Here is a 20,193-nt window from a genome sequence, read left to right on the forward strand (position 1 = left end):
GGACGGCGTGAACGAGAGCGCCGTTAAGTCCTATTCTAACACGCGAGGCTTTTATGTGCGGAAGCGCACGTAAGCTCCCGCACGTCATTACGTCACTATCAGACAACCGCCGGCGTTACGTGTGATGGTGCACAGACTTGCACCATTTTATGGATGCCATCCCCGATCAGGGGCGCGTCTCAGGGGCGGTGCCCGGAAGTGACGGATACATAGCGCTTGGGTCAGAACGGCAAGCATAACGAATGCCCGTTTGCGTGTTTACCAGAACTGATTCGACCCGCCGACCGACGTCGCGTTCAATCAAGTTCGGATCAACGGGCGTCTATGTTCAGACGATTCGGACGCAGATAAACAGCATTGCGCACCGCGCGCGTCATGTGTCTTGAGGAGGAGAGCGAAAAGGCAGGCAGCACGGCTTCGTCGTACGAACGTACGTAAACAAGGCGCGAAGCCGCGCTGTGATGATGACTGGCAGCGAGGGTCAATTCGACGGACGCTCTTCGAAGCGGCGGCGAACCGTTTCTCAGGTCGATGCGTCCAGCAGGTCCAATGTCTTCGTGTCAATGGATCGGTTCGCATCCATCCACGCCTCGAACATCAGCACGGCCCAGAGCCGCGTGTGCCAGTCGTGGGTGCCCGCGAGATGCTGTTCCCACATCTTTCTGATGGCGGGTTCATTCAAGTACCCCTCGCGTCTCAGCCGATCGCCACTGAGGAGATCCGACGCCCACTCACGCAAGTCATGCCGGAGCCATGAGGCGATCGGCACGCTGAACCCGTGTTTCGGCCGTTCCGACAGCTGCCTCGGCACGTATCGATCGAGCAGCCTGCGCAGCACGATCTTTCCCACGCCCTTGTTCACTTTCATGGCCAAGGGAAGGCGCCAGGCGAATTCGACCACGCGCCGGTCGAGAAACGGCACGCGGGTTTCGAGGCTCACATGCATGGCGGCCCGGTCGACTTTCGCCAGGATATCGGTTGGCAGATAACGGATGGCGTCGAGGTACATCATGCGTTCGGCATTGCTGAGGTCGGCGGGCAAGCCGTTTGCCGCGGACCGCGCGGCGACCCGCGGGCCGCCACCCAGCACGATCTGCTCCGGGGCATCGAACGCGGACGTGAGTCGCTCATATGATGCTTCCAGTCCTTCGGCGCTCATTGCATCCGCGAGTTTCAGCAACTTCTCTCCGAACTGTGTGTGGCGATAGCTCTGCGGCATGATGCCGAGCAGCGGTGCAGCCATGCGATCGAGACGCTTCGCGCCCAGTCCGCGAACACAGCGCGCGGTCAGGGTACGTGCCGGCAAGGGCACGCGGCTCAGCTTGTCCCATAGCCCCTGCGCCGCGACGTGACGGTTATAGCCGCCGAACATCTCGTCGCCGCCGTCGCCCGACAGGCCGACCGTGACATGACGCCGGCACATCTGCGAAACGAGAAACGTCGGTATCTGCGACGAATCGGCGAACGGCTCGTCATAGATCAGCGGCAGTTGCGGCACCACACGCAGCGCATGCGCCGGCGTCACATAGAGTTCGTGATGATCCGTGCCGAGATGCCGGGCGATGCTGCGCGCATGCGTGGCCTCGTTGAAGCCCGCCTGATCGAATCCGATGGAGAACGTCTGGATCGGACGAGCGCTCTGGGCCTGCATCAGCGCGACCACGGTCGACGAATCGATGCCGCCCGAGAGAAATGCTCCAAGCGGTACATCGGCGATCATTTGATCCTTCAGCACCTCGCGAAGCACGCCATCGAGTTGCGTGACGGCTTCTTCTTCGGTTCCCGTGAACGGATCCGCACGGCCGCGCAGGACCAGATCCTCGAGGTTCCAGTACTTGCGCACCGTTACGTCGGCGTGCGCGGGCCGGACTGTCGCGAGCGCGCCCGGAAGCAGCTTATGAACGCCCGCGTATATCGTATGCGGCGCTGGAATACTGCAGTAGCGCATGTACAGAGTCAGCGCATCACGGTCGATCTCCACATTGGAAAACGCCGGATGCTGACGCAGCGCCTTCAGCTCCGAACCGAAGACGAAGGTGTTGCCCAGCCACGCATAGTAGAGCGGCTTTTCTCCCAGTGCATCTCTCCCCAGGGTCAGCACGCGTTGCTGTCGATCCCACAAGGCAAAGGCGAACATGCCATATGCCTTGTTCAGCGTCTCTTCGATGCCCCATCGGACAATGGCCGCGAGCAGTACTTCGGTGTCGGAGTGTCCGCGCCAGTTCGAAGGACCCGATACCGAATCCAGATTCCTGCGCAAATCCTCCGCGTTGTAGATCTCGCCGTTATAGACGATCACGTAGCGGCCGCAGGCCGAAGTCATCGGCTGGTGACCGAACTCCGAAAGATCGACGATCGACAATCGCCGATGCCCGAGTGCGACGCCGGCCGGGGCATCGACCCAATATCCGGCGTCGTCCGGACCGCGGCGTTCCAGACTGTCGCACATCGCGCGCAGCCGTGGAACGGCGGTCGATTCATCCAGTGGATCGCAAGTCAGGAAGCCCGCAATTCCGCACATGCCCATGCTCCTTCTTTGACCGCCGCATATACGCGTTCGTATTTTTGCCACGTCGAGTCGATCGAAAAGACGGAAAGGATCCGGCTGCGCGCCAGCGCCCCGATGTTTCTCCGCTCTTCATCCGACAATGACAGCACCGACAGGAGACCCTCCGCCAGCGCGCGGGAATCTCGCGGCGGCACCACGCGGCCCACCTCGCCGATCAGCACCGCCGTGTCTCCGACATCGGTGGCCACGCACGGAACGCCGCAGGCCATCGCTTCGCCGATGACCGTGGGAAAGCCCTCGCTTCGCGAGGACAGACAAAAGACGTCGAATCCCGGCACCAGGGCCTGGACGTCGTCCCGCGGGCCGAGCAGATGGCACTGCGCCCGCACGCCCGCTTGCTCGAGTGACGCCTGCAACGCCCGGTTGTCGTCATTCAGTTCGTGCCCGATCATGACGAAACGGCACGCCGGCATCCGACCATGCACGCGAGCGATGGCGGCGATGAAGTTGTCGTAGTCCTTCACCTCGTGGTAGCGGCCGACGATACCGACAATGGGTGCGTTCTCATCGACTCCAAGCAGGCGCCTCAGGCTGCTTCCCGCTTCGGGCCGGGGCTTGAACGACTCGACATCGAAACCGTTGTGTATGACGTGCATGCGAGCCGGGCTGTAGCCGCCTCGCACGTGATTCGCCTTGGCCGTCTCGGCACAGCAGATGATGAGATCGGGAATCCTCGATGAGCCGATCGCGCAGCACTTCGCCACGACGCCGAGCTTGGGCTCGGACCTGAAGGTCGGATATTCGCTCTGGTGTATCGACCACAAGAGACCGAAGCGGTCCGCCGTCCTCGAAGCGCGCATGCGTCTCGCGATACGCGCCGCGAATCCGCCGAGCAGGTCGGCGTGGTACATCCACGTCTGCACGACATCAGGCGAGAACTCGACGATCCAGTCGATCAGACGGCGAACGAGAAGCGGCTGCGGCACGCCATTGTCCATGCCAAGCGCGCGTACTTCGACGCCCAGCGCCTGCAGCTTGCCGCCCATGATTCCGACAGACGAAAGAGAAACGACCAGATGTTCCGCATGAGTGGCCCGGGAAACCTGCGCCAGGCGGTAAAGGAGAGTTTCAGCTCCGCCCACGCCGAGACCTGAAATGATGTGCAAGATCCTCATCCGATAGTCCTGTCCCGGTGGAACTTCTCGAAGACACGATCACTCGGGCCGAGCGTCTGCGCTGCCCTCATGCGTCCTTGCTCGTTGCACTATCACGGCTTGCTTCAATTGAGACGGACGATCGTGCAGTTTGATTTGCCGAGCCCGAGAAACACGATGGCTCGACGTCCGAATCGTCCGGAGGCGGCTATGCCTGCAATCAGCCTGACAGCGAGATATGCGCGCATAAAAAGCCGCACGACCTCGAGCGCCCACGTCAAGCTCTGAAAGCTTAAAGCATAACGTCCGCCCACGTTTGCTATTTATGTGCGCTAAAACACCTAGCGCGCATCGTATTTCCGCACCTAAGGAAAGCCCTACTCTCGCGGCATCCAATCATGTATAAGATCGACGGGTAGATCGCATTGCACCACGAGCAATGTAAGCACAGAAGCTTTTTCTCTTTGCTTTCCCTTGAAATTTTAGGTTCACTAAGTTTGGCCTCGCCGTGCTCGCACAAGGTCTCGTGATCGAGGCGCACGCGCCGCGCCGCTTTGCCCGGCGGCGCTTTGCCGCCACGCACTCTTATGATTATTAGGATTGCAGCATTACGCTTTAATCGTATAAGGAATGCCGTCGCTGAAAACACGGCATGCGCATCCGAAATGAAGACCAATGAAAACTACCGCAGCGCAGTATCGCCTGTCACGGTTGAATGCGAGATTTGGACGAGTCGTTTCCCTTGGCCGGTCCAGGTCGCAAAGCGCATAGGTCGCTTATATCCAGCTGATTGAAATACCTTCACAGGACACGGTATCCGGAGTCTTGCCCGGTCCTCATAACAACGCAGGTAACGTCTACTCGAAGGCGGATCATGTACGAATTTCGCGATTTGAACGTGGCTGTGATTGGCCTGGGTTACGTCGGACTTCCCCTCGCCGTCGAGTTCAGCAAGAAGCGATCGGTGGTGGGCTTCGACACGAACCGCCGCCGCATCTCCGCGTTGATCGAGGGCCACGACTTCACGCTCGAAGTCAGCGACGAGGAGCTGGCGCGCGCCGGACGGCTCACGTTCAGCTCGGACATCGAAGATCTGTCGGCTTGCAACGTGTACATCGCGACCGTGCCCACGCCGATCGACCAATACAAGCGGCCGAATCTGGAGCCCCTGATTCGCGCGAGCGAGACCATCGGCAAAGTGCTGAAGAAAGACGACATCGTCATCTACGAATCGACGGTGTATCCGGGCGCGACGGAAGAAGAATGCGTTCCCGTGCTCGAGCGGCTCTCGGGCCTCACTTTCAATGTCGATTTCTTCGTCGGCTACAGCCCCGAGAGAATCAATCCGGGCGACAAGGAACATCGCGTGACGAACATTCGCAAGGTCACGTCGGGGTCGACGCCCGAAACGGCCGAGATCGTCGATCGGCTGTATCGGGAGATCATCGAGGCGGGCACGTTCAAGGCGGCCAGCATTCGCGTGGCCGAAGCGGCGAAGGTGATCGAGAACACGCAACGCGACGTCAACATCGCATTGATCAATGAGCTGGCGATCATCTTCAACAGAATGGGCATCGACACCAAGGCGGTGCTCGACGCGGCCGGCACCAAGTGGAACTTCCTGCCCTTCCGTCCGGGACTCGTCGGGGGGCATTGCATCGGCGTGGATCCCTATTACCTGACGCACAAGGCGCAGGCGATCGGCTATCACCCGGAAATCATCCTCGCCGGGCGGCGGCTCAATGACAGCATGGGCAAGTACATCGGGTCTCAGCTCGTGAAGGCGCTGACCAGGCGCGGCATGCCTATCGCCGGCGCGCGCGTTCTGGTCATGGGGCTGACGTTCAAGGAGAACTGCCCCGATCTGCGCAACACGCGCGTCATCGATATCGTCAGCGAACTCAAGGAGTACGGGATGACCATCGATGTGTTCGATCCCTGGGTGTCCAAGGACGAGGCTCATCACGAGTATGGCCTCGACCCGATCGACGCGCCGGAGTCCGGCATGTACGACGCCATCATTCTGGCCGTCGCCCATCGCGAGTTCAAGCGCATGGACGAGGCCACGGTACGGTCATACGGCAAGCGGGAGCATGTGGTGTATGACCTCAAATATGTCCTGGAAAGCCACGAGAGCGACCTGCGTCTTTGAGCAGCAGGCAAGAACGCGGTGCCTGATCGGCATTCCCTTACCGCCAACCGGAACGGCTGAAAAATGTTGAATCGCTTCGATCTCGTGCGTGAGGAGCTTGTGCGGAACCCGAAGCACTGGCTCATCACGGGCGTAGCAGGATTCGTGGGCTCCAATCTTCTGGAGGCTTTGCTCAAGCTGAACCAGCATGTGGTCGGTCTCGACAACTTCATGACCGGCTACAGACACAATCTCGACGAAGTGCGCGAACTCGTGACGAGCGAACAGTGGGCGCGGTTCAGGTTCATCGAAGGAGACGTACGGAGCTTCGATGACTGCGCCGCCGCCGTCGACGGCGTGGACTACGTGCTCCATCAGGCCGCACTCGGCTCCGTGCCGCGCTCCGTCCATGATCCGCTCACGACGCACGATGTGAACAACAGCGGCTTTCTTCGCATGATGGTCGCCGCGCGCGATGCCAGAGTGAAGAGCTTCACCTACGCGGCTTCGAGCTCGACCTACGGCGATCATCCTGATTTGCCGAAGGTCGAAGAGAAGATCGGGCGTCCGCTATCGCCGTATGCGGTTACCAAGCTGTGCAACGAGCTCTATGCAGACGTTTTCTCGCGAACTTACGGTTTCGATTCGGTGGGCCTGCGGTACTTCAATGTGTTCGGCCAGCGGCAAGACCCGAACGGCGCCTATGCCGCGGTCATCCCCTTGTGGACGGCTGCGCTCATACGGGGCGATGACGTCTACATCAACGGCGACGGTGAAACGAGCCGGGACTTCTGCTTCGTCGACAATGCCGTGAAGGCCAACATTCTCGCCGCGACAGCGGAGCCGTCGGCGAAGAACCAGGTCTACAACGTGGCGGTAGGTGACCGGACGACGCTGAACGACTTGTACAAGGCGCTGCAGCAGGCGCTGGCTACCCAGGGCGTGTTCTCGGACAGGGCGCCGAAGTACCGCGAGTTCCGCATCGGAGATGTCCGCCACTCCCAGGCCAGCGTGGAAAAGGCCGAACGCCTGCTCGGCTATACACAGCGCATCGCCATACTCGAAGGCTTGCTGAAGACCATGCCTTGGTACGTTCAGAGCCTTCGCCATTCCAATCGACAACTCGCGCGGTTGGGTCAGGCCTGAGCGACGACGCTTTCGCGCCCGCATCGATCGCCCGATGCGGGCGCCTCAAGCGATTCGATCACGCAACGCAGGCAAGTCACCCTCACGCTTTCTGCCGCCGGCCGGAAGAAGCCGCCCTGAAGGAGACCACATGAACATCCCCAAGGTTGTTCTGTTCGCGAACACCGACTGGTATCTCTACAATTTCCGCCTTTCGTTCGCGCGCAAGCTCCGCGACGAAGGATTCGAGGTCGTCCTCCTTTCGCCGCCCGGTGAGTACGGACCGAAGCTGGAAGCCCTCGGGTTTCGCTGGCATCCGGTGCCGATGGCCCGGCGCAGCCTGAACCCTCTGCGCGAAGCGGCGCTGCTCGCGTGGCTCGCGCGCTTTCTTTTCCGCGAGCGCCCTGCGCTCGTTCATGCATTCACCATCAAGAGCGCGGTCTACGGGTCGCTTGCGAGCCGCATCGCCGGCGTGCCGGCGCGCGTCAATGCGGTTGCCGGCATGGGCTATGTCTTCACGAGCCGCGACCTGAAGGCGCGTGCGCTGAGACCGCTCGTCGTCTGCGCGATGCGACTCGCACTGGGCGGACGCGGCAGCGCGCTGATCCTGCAGAACTCGGACGACCTGGAGTTCTTCAGAACCTCGAAACTCGTCGACGAATCGATCCTGAGGCTCATCAGAAGTTCGGGCGTGTCGCTCACGCGTTTCCAGATGCGGCCGGACACGCCGGTGGACGATCACAAGCCTCTGCGCGTCCTGCTCGCAGCGAGGCTTCTCCGGGACAAAGGCATCGACGAGTACATCTCCGCTGCCCGCGCGCTCAAAGGGGAGAACCGCACGGTCGAATTCCTCCTGGCCGGACTGCCGGACGACGGCAATCCCGCGTCCGTCGAGAAGGCGGTTGTCGAGAGCTGGGTCGAGGCAGGCCTCGTGAAGTGGCTCGGCCACGTCGACGACATGCCGAAGCTGCTGTCGGAAATTGACGTCATGGTGTTGCCGAGCTACCGCGAAGGGCTGCCGAAGTCGCTGATCGAAGCGGCCGCTTGCGGCGTGCCGCTCGTCACGACCAGCGCGCCCGGATGCCGCGAGGTAGTGACCAGGAACGGCGTAGATGGTCTCGCGGTTCCGGTTCGCGACAGCGTTGCCCTGGCCGATGCGATTCGCCTGCTCGACGATGACCGCCCGCTCGGAAGAAAGCTGGGTCTCGCCGCCCGCAACAGGGTTCTGCAGGAGTTCGACGAGCGCATCGTGATCGACAAGACGCTTTCAGTGTATTTCGAGTTGCTGCCAAGCCGGAGCGCCGCGTTTGATCGGGGTCCGGCCGAAGTGCTGAATACCAGCAAGCATCCGTGAGAGCGGAATCGCCACGCACGACCGGTCATGTCCGGTCGTGCCCGTTTTCAATCCGTCAGCGTTTCTTGCGAATCGAAGCGACCAATGCGTGTCTTCGGAGGGCGCATGAGCAAGGTCTACAGGTACATGTCCAGGGCAACCGGCTCGGATGCGGTTGCCAGAAGCTTCGATCGCGTTTCTCGCGTTCCGCTGTCGTGCTTGGCGGCTGCCCTTAAGCTGATCAACGGCGGCACGAGGGCCGCCATCGACGAAAAGGCACTGGAAGCGCGGATACAGCAATTGAGGCCGTACCGGCCGTCCGGCCCGCCGCCGCTCGCCCTCGCCGACGAGGACGCCAGCCTCGGTCTTTCCATTATCGTTCCTGTGTTCAACGTCGAAGCTTATCTGGCAAATTGCATCGACTCGATCCTGAACCAGAAGACGTCGCTGACATACGAACTGATCGTCATCGACGACGGATCGACGGATGGCTCCGCCGCCATTCTCGAGCGCTATGCGAGCCGTCCTGAAGTGACGGTAGTGCGCGTCACAAATGGCGGCGTGGCCTTCGCGCGAAACGAAGGCATTCGCCGTGCGAAAGGCAAGTACCTCATGTTCGTCGACGCGGACGATTATCTGCCGCCGGACTGTGTGGAGACCCTGCTCGCCCTCGCGATCCGGGATGACGTCGATGTCGTGCAGGGAAGCTACTGGACGGTCGATGTCGGGAATACGGTGCGGGGGATGCAGGTCTTCGATGAATTCGTCGCATCGCGCGCCGACGCGAGCGTCGCCGAATTGTCTGGCTATCCCTGGGGCAAGGTTATCAGGCGCGATCTTTTCAGGAACGTGCGGTTTCCTGAAGGAATGGCATATGAGGACTCGATCGTCGCCATGATTCTGCTTCCCCTGGCCAACGGGTACATCAGCGTGAAGCAGCCGGTTTATTACTATCGCGAGAATCCGCGCGGTCTGACGGCCGGCCTGACCAAAAACGAGAAAACCCTGGATGCCTATTGGGTCGTATCCAGACTGCTCTCCGACAGAAGATCGTTGGGGCTGCCGCCCGACAGCCATATCCTCAGACAAGTGAAGGCGCAATTCGGCGCGCTGCTGTATCGGCGGCTTGCCAATTTCGACGACGACGTGAAGAAAGCAGTCTTCTACCTCGGCTGCCTTCAGATCGAGGCGTTGCGAAAGGAGTGCAACGGCGGCCGCCCCGGCGACAGGGGCGACGCGCTGGACTACGCGTTTCGCACACGCAATTACGCGCTTTGGAAATTGCTTTGTTTTTTCGAATTATGAAAACTGCCGGAATCCCGCGCTTGCCTGAATGTCCGAAATCGGCCAAGCCGCGAAAACGTGGTCTCGCCTTATCAGGCGCGCTTCAAAGCTATCTGGGCATTGATATATGAATTTCGCCCTGGAATATCGACGCGCGCAAATCATTCGCTGTCCAGAGATTAATTCCATAATACCGGTGCGGTGAATTGTCGTATCGACGCATCACGTGGTCATGATTTTGACTTCTTGTTTGCGTAGCGCATCCGCTCATCGGCGCCGCGGAAATCGTTGCCGATGCGGCGCTTCTTCCCCTCCCTCGCCCGAGGCGCTTCCTGCGCCAATCGCGCTCAAAAAGCGCCTCACGGGCCGCTAAACGTCTGCAATAGCACGTAAACCCTAGATCGACATTTTTACCGGGTAAAAATGCTCTGGCGTTCGATAAGCATGTCTTATTTCATATTATTATTACGTGAAATGGCTTCTTTAAATAACATATTTCAATTTTTGCGGGTCGTTTTTACATTCACTTACTTTTCCACGAGTACCGATTACTTGAGTCATACGATATGATCCTGCCTGAACTCAGCGTTCATGGAGATACCCACGTCCGCGCAGTCATGTCATCGACGAAAACGATGCGACTGCCTGGACATGCAGCGTCAAATTTGCCGATCGGCTGGACCTGGTCCTGATGTGTGAGGCGCTTAGTTAGTCGCTTGTAGCACAACGCATTGATACGGTGCCCGGATCTTCTTTTCCAACATCCGGCGGATTTGCTCGCGTGCAAATAACGTATGTACTCCTAATGGATACACGATATCCGCCAGTGCTTGATTAAAGCGATTTGAATTTCGCGCCGTAAGCACATAGGCGCGAGAGCGGCAGCTTCATGCCGTATCGCCCCCATTTTCTTCAAGTGCAGATCAGCCCGGCTCTGTGAGCCGTGCCTGTCGCTATTCAATGGAAATTCTCATGGCCTCGACGAAAACCGATATTCAGGAAGCATCCGCAGTTCCCAGCACGATGCGTCGCAAGCTCATCTCCACGTTTGTGCTCGGTGCCGGCTCGCTGGCATTGGCAGCCTGCGGCGGCGGCGGCGACGGCTCGGTTGCGGACTCCGTGGCGGACCGGCAGCGCCGACGCTCGAGCGCATCCGGCTCCACCAGCGCCAGCTCGCCAACCGCTGCCAGCGCCGCAAGTCCGGCGAGCTCGACGAGCAATGCAAGCACGAACACCGGTTCGCAAGGCGCGAGCAACACCAGCACGAGCGGCGTGCTGCTCGATACGTCTTTTGGCGTGAAGGGTGACGGAACGACCAATGACCGCGCTGCGCTGCAGGCCGCGATCGACGGGTCGGTCGGGCAGATTCTTCTGATCACCGGGAAGAGCCGGATCGACACGACCGGCCTCACGCTGCGCAACAACAGCCACATCCGCTTCGCGCAAGGCGCTTCGATCAAGCTGCTGGCTCACAATTCCAGCGACTACCAGATCATGCGTGTGTGGGACGTGAGCAACGTGAACATCGAAGCTCCGTACCTCGACGGCAGCAAGGAACTGAATTCGGCGAAATCGGGCGAATTCGGCATGGGCATCTCGATCGCCGGCAGCTCGAACGTTACGATTTCGTCGCCGACGACGATCAGCTGCTGGGGCGACGGTATCTACATCGGCAATAGCTATAGCGGGAACAACGCTGTGAGCAAGACCGTCTCGATCAGCGACCATCACGCGACCGGCTGCCGTCGCCAGGGCGCCACGATCACCTCGGGGAACGGGATCACGTTCACCAACCCGCTGTGGGAAAACATCGGCGGCACTTCGCCGCAGTGCGGTCTCGACATCGAGCCGGACAACAACAACGCAGTGCTTCAGGGGATCAAGATCGTCAGCCCGACGACCAAGAACTGCCTCGGCGCGGCCATCCAGGTCTACCTCGGAAGCCTCCCGGGACCGGTCGCCAAAACGGTCGATATCCAGATCACGAACCATACCGATACCGGCGGTGGCGCAGGTCCGTTCGGCGTGGGCGGGCTGGAGCTGGACGGTCACACCGTGACCGGCTCGATCACGAGTTCGAATCCGGTGTGGACGACGAACTGGTACCTTGGTCAGTGGGATTCGGGTGGCCCGAAGGTCTCGGTCGTGAACCCGAAGATCGTCTAAGCTCGGGACCGGAGCGGCAGACGAGCCGCGAGACAGCGCAGTGCGCCGTTCGCGGCGCTCGCTGCCACCAATGGGCGGAGATTCCTTCACGGACTCCGCCCTTTTTGTCGTTCGGGCACTGCGTCATGCCGGCTGCGCGGCTATGGGAAATCAGGGATTGCCCTTGACACGGCATCCGTCGATGCAGGAGTTTCCGATGTACTGCGCATCCCTGCCGCCCTCCTCGTGCTTCTGCAGAATGCCGGTGTTTTTTCCGGTAATCAGGTTGTAGCGCACGATATTGCCGCTGTAGTTCGTGTTCTTGCCCTGTACGCCGCCTGTAATGTTTCCGCTTGCTCCGTTCGAAGCAGTGATCTTGTTGCATTCCAGGATGTTGCCGCCCGTATTGTCGGTGGCGTGATCGTTCTCGATGCCCGCCATGCAGCCCATCACCCTGTTGTAGCCGATGTAGCCGTTCATGTGACCGACGAACGCCGGCCCGTACAGAGGACAGTTCATGAATGTATTGAAGATGACCCTGTCGCCGCTTCCGCCGTTGTCGCCCGTGGTCTGAAAGAACGACTGTCCGAAGAACTGCTTCATCGTGTTTCCGGCGAACAGGAAGTTGCTGACGTTGCCCCTTGTAAGCACTGGAATGTCCCAGTGGCCCGGCGCTTGGAAATCGATCACCGGTTCCGGCGAATTCGCGCCCTCGAAGTTGCAGTTCACGATGCTGTTTCCGATCAGCGCGCCATTGCCCGCGTCATAGAGGAACATGCTTTCAGCGTCCGACACGGTGCGCTTGAGGAGCGTTCCGGGCGCGCATTCCAGCCGTCTTTGACTGACCCGAACGGTGACCGTCTTATTGATCAGACAGGTTCCCGCGGCGACCTTCACATCACCGGCATTGATTGCCTTCTGGAATGCGGCGCTATCGTCGGTGACGCCATCGCATTTCGCGCCGAACACGCGGGGATCGTTGGGATGGAACAGCGGAGGAGCCGTGAACGACGTGAGCGGACATTGCGACGTGCGCGGAACGGGGGAACCCTGAGCAAACGCGCCCTCGCACACCCACGCCAATAACCATGTCAGGGCAACCGCTCGCCTCGACCGTCCCGACAGGATCGAAGTCAAACGCCTCGTCCTTCGCGCGGGGAGCGGGCGCCACGGCCGCATCGCGCCTTTCTCGTCGTATTCATCGGGACGCTGACTGGGCATGGGCTCGTCGTGTCTCGTCATCAGTGGATGCCGGCCCAGTCGTACATGCGCAATTGAACGATGCCACCGAGTTCGTGAAGCGCACGCCAGGCCAAGCGGAAGTTATGCCTGCGCGGAAGAAAGGAGATCACCGGCTTGTCGGCGCGAGCGGCGTCGGGTATCACCCTCAACCCGAGGCGATTGAAAGCAAGCTGCGCACGGCGCATATGGTATGCGGAAGTGACCAGCAGAACGACGTCATAGTTTCCGCTCCGCAGCAGTGGCTCCACATATCTCGCGTTCTCGTACGTCGTGCGGCTGCGTTGCTCCAGAATGAGATCCGCTGCGCCGACGCCGAGCGCCTCGATTTCCGAGGTATAGATTTCGGCGTCGGACTGGCCGTGATGGCTCGGATCGCCACCGCTGATAATGACCTTGCAAACCCGGTTGTCGGCCTTGCACGCCGCGTAGTCCGCCGCGGCGCGCCGGATCCGGAACATGGCATCGTAGGTGGGAACGTACGGACCGCCCGATTCCCACTGATCCGCGCCGGCGCTCAACAGCACGATGGCGTTACGTGCGCCGAACGCCGGGTCGGTATGCGGCGGCGGGCTCTGAAATCCGACACTCCACACGCCGGAGCCCGTCACCCAGGATAGGCCCATCATGAGGACCGCAGAGACGCTCGCCCACGCGAACAGGGCCGATGTACGACGATTCAACTGAAATACTCCGCGCATCCGTTCAATGTGCTCGCCAGATGCCCGCACGTATCCGCGCTGCGACATCGAGCCTCGTTACCAACGATACATCGCTTAGGAGACCGTCACGAAGCCAGCACCTTCCCATCGGTCCGGTATGAGCGCAAGCACACACAAGCCCGTCGGGACCAATACATCTGGCAGATGACAGCGATGCTCATTTCACGCGCCGACGCGCCGCGTCTCCTCCACTCCGGCAGCCACGAACGCGTCTCGCCAGAGCGAAATGGCTTTGTCCAGCGAAAAGCTTTCCCTGAGGCCCGCAGCTCGGGTCGCCAGACGCAGGCGCTCGACGTCGCTCAACATCAGCCTCTGCAACGCTTCCGCAAGCATCCGGGTATCGCCGACCTCCTTGACCAGAAGGCCGTTTTCCCCGTGCCGGATGATGTCGCGCGGACCGCAATCGCAGTCGTAACTCACGGCGGCGATGCCGCTCGCCATTGCTTCCGTGAGGGCCATCGGGAAGCCTTCGAATCGTGAACTCAACACATAGAGATCGGCGCGTTCGTACCAGTCGGCGATGTTGCCCGCCCTGCCCGGCAAGTGAATCCGGTCCCGGAGGTCCGCATCATCGATCTGCTTTTGCAGCGCGGGCCGCTCGTCGCCTTCGCCCACGATCACGAGGTCCCACGCCGACACGGTGCTCACGATAGACGAGAAAGCGTCGATCAGGTTATGAAAGCCCTTTTCTTCCGACAGTCGGCCGACCGCCAGCAACACGCGGCGATCGCGTCCGACGACGGCATCCGGCATGAGGGTCGGCTCGAGCCGCGGGATCGGCAGCGTGAAAGGCGGCGGGATCACGCACACGTCAGTGCACTCGCAATTTTTTTCGAGCCAGTGCTTGCTGTCGCCCGTCAGCGCCACGACGAGATCCGCCGAGCGAAACGTCCAGCGGCGCAGCTGCTGCCAGGTTCGGCTCAAGGGCAGCATCGGCGGGTGCGTATGCTCGGTCGCGATGACCTTGCAAGGCAATCCGCGGGTCGCGAGAATCGCGAGGACGGACGCCACCGTCATGATTCCGAGAACGACGTCCGGCTTGAGCTCTCGCAGCACCTCGCGCAGCGCCCTGACACGCTCGAAATTCGCGCCGAGCGCGGCAAGCGCGCCGGGCGACACGCTCGCGGCATTCAGTGCGATGCGGCGCACGGCGGGATGAAGCGGATAGAAGTCGACGTCCGTCGACTCGATGGACACGACCGTGACGTCGGCTCCTCGCGCGACCCATTCGTTGGCGAGGCTCGCCGTGGTCCGCTCCGCACCGCCGCAATGCATGCAATAAATAAACATCAGGATCTTCATTGCGATCTCTCGTTCGTTATTCCATGAGTCCAAAAACCGCTGCGGCCGTTATCAGGACCCTGACGCCGCCGCGCCCACGCGGACGAACAGACGATCCCACATCGGCAATATGGCCTGTAACCCGTAGCGCTCGCGCATGGCGCACGAAGCCTGTCTGCCCATCTCCCGGCAAAGGCTGTCATCGTCGACGACGCGGCGCAACGCCTGCGTCAGCGCTTCGCGATCGCCGACGGGCACGAGCAAGCCGTCCTGCCCGTCACGCGTCAGTTCCCTCGGCCCGCTCGGGCAGTCGGACGCGACGCACGGCACGCCCAGTGCGAGACTTTCCATCAGCGCCATCGGCAGGCCCTCGTAGCGCGAGGACATCGCGAACGCCCGCGCGCCCGACAGTTCGCGCCACATCGCGTCGGTCGTCCCGGGCAGAAAGATGCGGCCGCCCATGCCGAGCCGCCCGATCTGCGCCTCCAGGTTCGCCCGGTCGCTGCCTTCGCCCCAGATCCAGAGATCGACGTCGTCGCGCTCGCCCGCGACGGCCGCGAATGCATCGATCAACACGTCGAATTGTTTCTGCGCGGTAAGCCGCCCGACCGACACGATTCTTTTCCGCCCGCCTCGCTCTTCCCGCGCGAGCGCGAGCTCGAACACCTCGTTCGGCAGCGGATTGGGCATCACGACGATGGTTCGCACGCCGGGTACCATTCTGCGAAAAGGCTCGACGACGCCTTCCGTGAGCACCGTGACGATCCGGGCCGCGGGATAGAACACTCTGCACAGGATGGTCCAGAGGCGCGAGCGGCCGTCGACCGACGGATTGTTGTGCTCGCATGCGATCACCGGAATGCGCAAACCGCGCGACGCCAGCAGCGTCATGACGTTCACGTTGGGCAGGAAGGAAATCAGCACGTCCGGACGCGACTCGCGGATCAGCGCGCGCAGCGCCATGACGCGCGCAAGGTAGCGCGACAGGCCGCTTCCCCGGCTCGGGACGCGCTCTGCAAGATGGATCACGCGAACGCGCTCGTCGAGCGGATAGAACATGGCGCTCCGGCCCGAGAAGGTCGGCACGAGCGTGACCTCGTCGCCACGCGCGACCCACGCGTTGACGAGCGTTGCCGCGACGCGCTCAGCGCCGCCCGTTCCCATCGAACTCACCAGCAGGAAGATCTTCATGGATGTGTGGTATCGATCGAAGCGTCAGCCATGCGCGAGCGCGCATCACAAAGCCTGGGCGACATTCACTACGAATCCATTTCCTGATAGTAGGACTTGTACGCTCCGCCTCCGTATCGTCTGGAATAAGCGTAGCCGCCCGCGCCCTCCGGCACGGCATTGAGCAGGAGACCGTTCACCTTGCAGCCCGCCTGATTGAGACGCTGGATCGCGGCGGTGACCTCGGTCGCGCGCGTGACACCGTAGCGCGCCAGAAGCAGAATGGTCCCGGCCGTCGGAGCGATGATGCCCACGTCGGATACCGCGAGCACCGCGGCGGCGTCCACGATCACGATGTCGTAGTTGTCGGCCACCTCATCGAGTACGCGCTGGAAATTGCCTCTCAGCAGCAGCTCGGACGCGTTATCGGGATACCGGCCGACACAGAGGAAGTCCAGGTTCGGCAGCACCTCGCGACGAATCGCGTCCTTGATGGACAGCGAACCCTGCATCACTTCAGCGAGACCGGGCGCCCACGGCAGGCCCAGAATCCGATGCATGTGTCCGCGGCGAAGATCCGCGTCGATCAGCAGGACCCGCTTTCCGCCCGCGGCAAGTACCGCCGCGAAGTTGGCCGACGTGAACGACTTGCCGCTGCGCGGCATCGGGCCGCTCAACATGACGACCTTGTTGCGCGCACCGATCATGGAGACCTGCACGGCCGTGCGCAGAATCCGCAGCCCTTCGACCGCCGGGTCCTGAGGACACTTGGCGGCCAGCAGGCGCTCCGGCACGCTCGGGGTCTTGTTCCTCGCGAGGCGCCCTTCGTCCACGCTCAGCGGGATGGCGCCGTACAGCTGCAAGCCCGTGCTCGACAGCTCGATCGGATCGACGACGCCCTTCTTCAGGTAATCGCGTCCGAAAGCGAGACCGAGCCCCGCAAGCAGGCCGGCGATCGCGGAAACCAGGATGATCATCATCCTGTTCGGCTTGCTGGGCAGCTCCGGAACCTCGGCGTCGTCCACGATACGCACGGCGCTGATCTTTCCGGCCCGCAACAATTGAAGCTGCTCCATGTTCGAGCGCATCGTGGCATACACGTCGGTGGCCACGCGCACTTCGCGCATCAGGCGAACGGTGCCCTGCTCGTCGGCCGGCAGCTCGCGGACGCGGTCGGTGAGCGAGTCGCGATATCGGCGCGTCGCCTCGATCTGCTTGTCCAGTTGCGCGACTTCCGGATGACTGGGCGAGAAGCGCGCCGCCAGTTCCTGGCGCTTCTGCTGGAGCTGATAGAGCGAGGATTCCGCCGTCGAAGATTGCTGCAGGAGCACACGTGCCTGTTCGCTGATATCGACCGACGCATGCCGGTTGCGATAGTCGTTGTACCGCGTCTCTGCCTGTTCGACCTGTTGTCGCAACGCCGGAAGCTGCGAATTCAGGAAATCGAGCGAAGACTGCGCGCGCACCGCCTTGCGCTCGGCATTCTGCCTTTCGTATGCGTGGCCGATCGCGTTGATCGTCGCGCTCACGGCGACCGGATCCGCGCCCGACAGCGTCGCGGCCAGCACATCCGACTTGTTGCCCTGTTCGTCGACCGTCATCGATCGCTTGATCGTCTGGATGGCGGAAGCGCGCGAGACGCGGCGCACCGTGAACGCGGCCCCCGGCTCCGCATTGATGGAGGCGACGCGCAGCTTGAGCGGGCCGCTGGCGGTGTTGAAGGTCATCGCTTCGCCGACCTTGCCGGTGACCGGAGCGTCGAGTCCCGGGCCGCTCAGTACATAGAGATTGCCGGCCAGCGTCTTGAGTTCGTATGAACGTCCCACGTCGCGCTTGGGTACCTCGAACGAACGAACGTCGATCGACTCGGTGCCCCACGCGTATCCACCGAGGCCCAGCAGTCCCGGAGTGGAAAGCCCTTGTGCATATCGTGCGATGACTCGCCCGATGAGGGGAAAGTAGACGGGCTGGGCGGTGACTGCAAGGTTCAACCCGTCGACGGCCTCGCCGACGACGCGATTGGAGCCGAGTATTTGAATCTCGCCCTCGGCATTCGACCTGGTTCCGACGATTGACGATGCATCACCTACATATTCATTAGACGAACGGGTGTTGCCCTCTCCGGTATCTTCCAGTTGAACGACGATTTTCGCTTGATAGACCGGCGGCGCGATAACTGCATAAATAAAACCCGTCGCGAATATTAAGACGAAAGCGCAGATGACCAGCCAGCGGTGAGAATAGATAGTGTCGATTACGCTGTTGAAATCGAACCGTGGAGGTGATCCGTTATCCTCCACAGCGCGTTGGTCCATTTGCTCCGCCATGCTCTTCCCCTTTCGTTCAGCGTGTCTGTCAAACAGGAGATTGTTATGGCACCCCGCTTCAACCCGAGAGAGGGGCCGTTTGGCTCCATTTGTCCAAACCGACGCCAGGCAGCCGCATTTATCTGACTTAAAAAACGGGCGGCCTTTGACACAGCCAAGTAATAATTCCGAGCTTCATTAGAACTGCATATCGGCACTGATTTTGTGCGGTGCTCCGTATCGTATAACGCCGTTGTCGATAACAGCAACACGCTTTATGCATTTATTTGGTTGATCTGAAGATATGATTTTCTAGCGTTAGGGGATACCTCTACGAAAAAACTTGTGGAATGCCGATGCGTTGTTGATTAGGATACTTTGCGGACAGCAAAAGGCTGTCCTATCGATTCAACATATTAGTGAACGCTTATTAGTTTTTTTCGCTTTTTCGCACGAAAGAGTACTTGCCCCCGCACTGTGGAGTTGGAGCAACCCGTAATTTTCCGCACCGCACCATGCCGCTTTCGTAAGCTCACGGAGAACCAAATGGTTAACTTGACAGTTGGCTTCACAAGCGCGTTTCTGGTGACGTGGCTGGTTGTCAGGTATGCGGGGATCTACGCACGCTCTTCCCTCGACCTCGATCTTCGCGCCGTCCAGAGAAATCATTACCGCGCGGTTCCCCGGGTAGGTGGTCTCGCGATCTTCTGCGCCACGGCCGTCACCTTCGCGACGTCGACGGTCTTTCATACATCACCGACGTACGAGGCGTTTCTTTTGTTGAGCTGCGCGACGCCCGCTTTCATCGGTGGACTCGCGGAAGACCTCACCAAGCGCGTGACCCCGCGCGTACGTCTTCTTTGCGCGCTGGCGGCTGCGCTCGCGGGTTGCTTCGTACTGCACGCGGTCGTCGACAGGGTGGATTTGCCGGTCATCGATTTCATGCTGCGCATCGTGCCCATCGGCATCGCATTCACCGTCGTTGCCGTGGCCGGTGTCACGAACGCGATGAATATCGTCGATGGCCTGAACGGCCTCGCTTCAGTCATCGCGATTCTGATCTTCGCCTCGATCGGGTATGTTGCCGTCACCGTGAACGACTGGCTCGTCGCGAGCGTGGCCTTCACGATGATCGGCACGATCGGCGGATTCGTCCTGTGGAACTATCCCTCGGCGCTCGTGTTCATGGGTGACGGCGGCGCTTACTTCGTCGGGTTCGTCATGGCGGAGCTCGTCGTGCTGCTGATCGCACGTCATCCAAACGTCAGCGCGTTCTATGCGATCGTAGCCATGTATCCGGCCTTCGAGACGATCTTCTCCATCTACCGGCGACGATACGTTCGCGGGCGGCCTGTCGATGCGCCGGATGCGCTGCATCTTCATACGCTCATTTACAAGCGGATCGGCCGCAAGGGCATCTCCTTCAGGGATATGCAGCGCTGCACGCGGCGCAACTCGGTCAGTTCGATCTACCTGTGGGTTCTGAGTCTCATCACGATCGTCCCGGCCACGTTCTTCTGGAACTCGCCGTATGTGCTCGGGATCGCCGCCGTCGCGTTCGCGGGCGCGTATGTCTGGATGTATTCGGTTATCGTCAGGTTCAAGACGCCGGGCTGGATGATGCTCCCCGTCTGGATGCTCGGACACGCTTCCCGCGCCGAACGGCCGCCGGCGGCGCCTGATCGGCTGCGCTGAACCTTCGGGCGAAAGTCCAAGCGTCAAATCCGGGCTTGCGCGTTCATGCCCTGCCGCATGAACGCGCAGGTTTCATTCAACGCGCGATTCGCTCGCGGC

At 61.0% G+C, this 20,193-nt stretch carries 13 protein-coding genes; 6 read left to right on the forward strand and 7 right to left on the reverse strand.

Features of this window, described 5'->3' with window-relative positions; translation table 11 throughout:
* Positions 1–523: 523 nt before the first annotated feature.
* Together asnB and AWB83_RS13305 are read right to left on the reverse strand one after the other, a co-directional pair.
* The gene (asnB, locus tag AWB83_RS13300) at positions 524–2,521 is read right to left on the reverse strand and encodes an asparagine synthase (glutamine-hydrolyzing) (protein WP_087046189.1); all 1,998 of its coding nucleotides are present in this window, start codon (positions 2,519–2,521) and stop codon (positions 524–526) included.
* Positions 2,497–3,684 carry a glycosyltransferase gene (locus tag AWB83_RS13305; RefSeq protein WP_087045973.1) on the reverse strand — a complete coding sequence of 396 codons (1,188 nt, stop codon included), beginning with the start codon at positions 3,682–3,684 and terminating at the stop codon, positions 2,497–2,499. Before AWB83_RS13305 ends, asnB begins: the two co-directional genes overlap by 25 nt.
* A gap of 853 nt (positions 3,685–4,537) precedes the next feature.
* On the opposite strand from AWB83_RS13305, the gene tviB reads away from it, so the two are divergent.
* The 5 genes from tviB (at position 4,538) to AWB83_RS13330 (ending at position 11,702) form a co-directional block, all read left to right on the forward strand.
* Positions 4,538–5,815, forward strand: a complete 1,278-nt coding sequence (gene tviB, locus AWB83_RS13310; RefSeq protein ID WP_087045975.1) for a Vi polysaccharide biosynthesis UDP-N-acetylglucosamine C-6 dehydrogenase TviB — start codon at positions 4,538–4,540, stop codon at positions 5,813–5,815.
* 63 nt (positions 5,816–5,878) lie between these two features.
* The gene (locus AWB83_RS13315) at positions 5,879–6,940 is read left to right on the forward strand and encodes an NAD-dependent epimerase/dehydratase family protein (protein ID WP_279629086.1); all 1,062 of its coding nucleotides are present in this window, start codon (positions 5,879–5,881) and stop codon (positions 6,938–6,940) included.
* Positions 6,941–7,070: 130 nt separating this feature from the next.
* Positions 7,071–8,273 (forward strand): glycosyltransferase family 4 protein, encoded by a 1,203-nt coding sequence (locus AWB83_RS13320; protein ID WP_087045977.1) that lies wholly within the window; start codon positions 7,071–7,073, stop codon positions 8,271–8,273.
* 105 nt (positions 8,274–8,378) lie between these two features.
* Positions 8,379–9,557 carry a glycosyltransferase family 2 protein gene (locus tag AWB83_RS13325; RefSeq protein ID WP_159463049.1) on the forward strand — a complete coding sequence of 393 codons (1,179 nt, stop codon included), beginning with the start codon at positions 8,379–8,381 and terminating at the stop codon, positions 9,555–9,557.
* Positions 9,558–10,508: 951 nt separating this feature from the next.
* Complete coding sequence (locus tag AWB83_RS13330) at positions 10,509–11,702, forward strand: hypothetical protein (RefSeq protein WP_087045981.1); 1,194 nt, start codon at positions 10,509–10,511, stop codon at positions 11,700–11,702.
* A 150-nt stretch (positions 11,703–11,852) separates the two neighbouring features.
* Here the strand turns inward: AWB83_RS13330 and AWB83_RS13335 are convergent, their stop codons facing one another.
* The 5 genes from AWB83_RS13335 to AWB83_RS13355 form a co-directional block, all read right to left on the reverse strand.
* Positions 11,853–12,818 carry a hypothetical protein gene (locus AWB83_RS13335; protein ID WP_159463050.1) on the reverse strand — a complete coding sequence of 322 codons (966 nt, stop codon included), beginning with the start codon at positions 12,816–12,818 and terminating at the stop codon, positions 11,853–11,855.
* Between the two features lie 104 nt (positions 12,819–12,922).
* Entirely contained in the window at positions 12,923–13,669 is a 747-nt protein-coding gene (locus AWB83_RS13340; RefSeq protein ID WP_087045985.1) for a YdcF family protein, read from the reverse strand.
* A 135-nt stretch (positions 13,670–13,804) separates the two neighbouring features.
* The gene (locus AWB83_RS13345) at positions 13,805–14,944 is read right to left on the reverse strand and encodes a glycosyltransferase family 4 protein (RefSeq protein ID WP_087045986.1); all 1,140 of its coding nucleotides are present in this window, start codon (positions 14,942–14,944) and stop codon (positions 13,805–13,807) included.
* 51 nt (positions 14,945–14,995) lie between these two features.
* The gene (locus AWB83_RS13350) at positions 14,996–16,114 is read right to left on the reverse strand and encodes a glycosyltransferase family 4 protein (protein WP_087045988.1); all 1,119 of its coding nucleotides are present in this window, start codon (positions 16,112–16,114) and stop codon (positions 14,996–14,998) included.
* A gap of 68 nt (positions 16,115–16,182) precedes the next feature.
* Complete coding sequence (locus tag AWB83_RS13355) at positions 16,183–18,408, reverse strand: polysaccharide biosynthesis tyrosine autokinase (RefSeq protein WP_159463051.1); 2,226 nt, start codon at positions 18,406–18,408, stop codon at positions 16,183–16,185.
* A gap of 537 nt (positions 18,409–18,945) precedes the next feature.
* Here AWB83_RS13355 and AWB83_RS13360 point away from each other — a divergent pair.
* Positions 18,946–20,094 carry an MraY family glycosyltransferase gene (locus tag AWB83_RS13360; protein ID WP_087045992.1) on the forward strand — a complete coding sequence of 383 codons (1,149 nt, stop codon included), beginning with the start codon at positions 18,946–18,948 and terminating at the stop codon, positions 20,092–20,094.
* Positions 20,095–20,193: the final 99 nt, after the last annotated feature.

Source organism: Caballeronia ptereochthonis, assembly GCF_001545075.1.
Lineage (GTDB): Bacteria > Pseudomonadota > Gammaproteobacteria > Burkholderiales > Burkholderiaceae > Caballeronia > Caballeronia ptereochthonis.